Genomic DNA, 2499 nt, shown 5'->3' on the forward strand with positions numbered 1-2499 from the left:
TAGCATCGCCTTCTATAACTTGCTGGAAAGATAAAAACTGCGACTGGCGAATCTCATTGATCATCTCTGCCTGCACGGAACCACCCACTGCTTTTCGCTTTCCCTCCTTATCGACCTTAATAATACTGATATTAACCAAGCCTAAAGAACGACTTCTAACTAGTTGATACTGCCTTGCAACCTCTTCATCGAGGAAGGTCGAGGCAAAGGCAATATAGTGTACTTCATAATCGCTGCCATCAGGCCCTGGAAATACCTCTTTCTTCTCTGCATTCGCTGCAACAGAAAGAAAAGTCGTGAGCAAAAAAATTAAACTTGTTAAGGTTCGTATCATCGCTGAATTCATACGCTTGAGCCTATTGGATCAGAAAAAGTGAATTATTTACTAATGCGGTATACCGCAAATTCGGCAAATAGATTTGGCCACATGCGCGCAAAACTACTCTGTTCAAACTCTGCATCCACCACTTCGCGGTTCAGGATCTTGATACCTTTTTGAACACAAAGCGCTTCAAAGTCCTTAAAGGTGCAGAGGTGGATGTTCGGTGTGTTATACCAGGTATGCGGCAAAGTTTTCGACATCGGCATTTTGCCATTCCACAAAAGGTAATGGCGGCAACGCCAATAGCCAAAATTTGGAAAGGTAACAATTCCCTGATTTCCGAGACGCATCATTTCATCAAGCATCACATCCGGACGCCGGACTGCCTGTAGAGCTTGCGTCATAATCACCGTATCAAACTGCTGATCGGCAAATTGAGACAGGCCTCTTTTGTCCAGATCATGCTCTATAACATTAACTCCCTTCTCAATGCATCGGGTTATCTGCTCTGACGCAATCTCTAGCCCATATCCAAGGACCTTCTTTTCCTGCTGTAAGTGCGCCAGTAAAGTGCCATCACCACAACCTAAATCGAGCACACGGCTGCTTTCTTTCACCCAGGGTTCTATCAGTCTCAGGTCGGCACGCATTATTTTATCTCCTCAGCAATACGCTTCATATAAGCTGAGAAGATAGCCATATAGCGCTCCGTTGGAATTAAAAACGCATCATGTCCATATTCTGAGTCTACCTCTGCATAACAGACACGTTTACCTGCTTTAGTCATAGCTTCAACCAAACGCTCTGAACGCTCGGGAGAAAAGCGCCAGTCTGTACTAAAGGAAACAACAAAATAGCCACACTGGGCTTTGCCTAGTGCTTTCTCAAGAGAACCTTCTGTTTTTTCAGCCGGGTCAAAGTAATCCAAAGCCCGTGTCATTAATAAATAAGTATTGGCATCAAAGGTTTTTGAGAAGCGCTCACCTTGATAGTTTAGGTAGCTCTCGACTTCAAACTCAACATCATAGCCAAAGTTGAAGGCTTCTTCCTTTAGATCCCTACCAAACTTTTCACCCATTGAGGCGTCAGACAGATAGGTCACATGACCAATCATACGAGCGAGCATCAAGCCTTTCGACGGTATGGTATCTTGGCTGTAATAGTGACCTTGATGAAAATCGGGGTCAGAGGTAATCGCTTTACGAGAGATTTCATTAAAAGCAATATTTTGAGCAGTCAGCTTAGGTGTTGAGGCAATAACCACCGCATGTTTCAAACGCTCGGGATAATTGAGCGACCACGCCAAAGCCTGCATACCGCCTAGACTCCCACCGACCACCGCAGCCCAAACGTCAATGTCTAAACGGTCAGCCAAGCGAGCTTGACTTTCGACCCAATCGTCAACAGTAATAATAGGAAAGTCTGGGCCATAGAGCTCACCGGTTTCAGGGTTGATAGTGTTTGGCCCGGTACTACCACTGCAGCCACCCAGGTTATTCAGGCTCACCACAAAAAAGCGATTGGTATCTATTGGCTTATCTGGGCCTATACACGAGTCCCACCAGCCAGGCTTCTTATCAGATTCCGAATGAAAACCCGCGGCATGATGATCGCCGCTCAAGGCATGGCAGATCAATATTGCGTTAGTTCTGTTTTCGTTCAGCTCGCCGTAAGTTTCATAGACAAGCTCATATTGTTGCAGCGTCTTGCCACTGATCAGATTTAGCGCTTGGTCAAAATGTGCAACTTTCGGCTCAACGATACCTACAGAGTGCATCGCTTGCGCGTTAGAAGTGTTTGGTGAGGAACTGGCAGTTTCAGGCATGCGTTGGATTAGGGCTCTTTATGATGCGTATCAAGAAAAGCGGAGTGTAAACGGCCCTCTAGCGAATGGCAATATCCTGAATACTAATCACATTGCTTGGCGGCGGTGTACTCAGGCTCTGATGTATTTGCTCAACTTCGCTAATTTGCTGATGCGTTCTATCGATCAGTTCTTTCAATTTAGCCTGCTGAACCTTTTTGTCCTTACTCGAACTCGCTAAATTCCTTAAGTGGCTCACACGCTCTTCGAGCATGGTTTTTTGCTCATGAGTATATTGAATAAGCGGTAATAAAGCCTCTTCTGGCCACTGCTTGGCTTGTTTAATAATTTGCAGCTGGATCAGACGCATCTC

At 45.4% G+C, this 2499-nt stretch carries 3 protein-coding genes and 1 pseudogene; all 4 read right to left on the bottom strand.

The window, feature by feature from the left end:
• Positions 1–346 (bottom strand): DUF4426 domain-containing protein (locus tag A3756_RS17340; protein WP_068554073.1); only part of this gene is annotated, 346 nt, incomplete at its 3' end.
• Between the two features lie 32 nt (positions 347–378).
• Complete coding sequence (gene metW / locus A3756_RS17345; protein WP_068510019.1) at positions 379–972, bottom strand: methionine biosynthesis protein MetW; 594 nt, start codon at positions 970–972, stop codon at positions 379–381.
• A complete protein-coding gene (locus A3756_RS17350) occupies positions 972–2147 on the bottom strand; it encodes a homoserine O-acetyltransferase (protein WP_068510016.1) in 1176 nt (391 codons plus the stop codon). Before A3756_RS17350 ends, metW begins: the two co-directional genes overlap by 1 nt.
• Before the next feature lie 58 nt (positions 2148–2205).
• Positions 2206–2499, bottom strand: a pseudogene (locus A3756_RS27850) (hypothetical protein); the annotation flags it as partial.

The organism is Oleiphilus sp. HI0086 (assembly GCF_001635225.1).

Bases quoted from the DNA above. Each gene is read 5' to 3' on its own strand.
- metW (WP_068510019.1), bottom strand. From the start codon at position 972: ATGCGTGCCGACCTGAGACTGATAGAACCCTGGGTGAAAGAAAGCAGC.
- A3756_RS17350 (WP_068510016.1), bottom strand. From the start codon at position 2,147: ATGCCTGAAACTGCCAGTTCCTCACCAAACACTTCTAACGCGCAAGCG.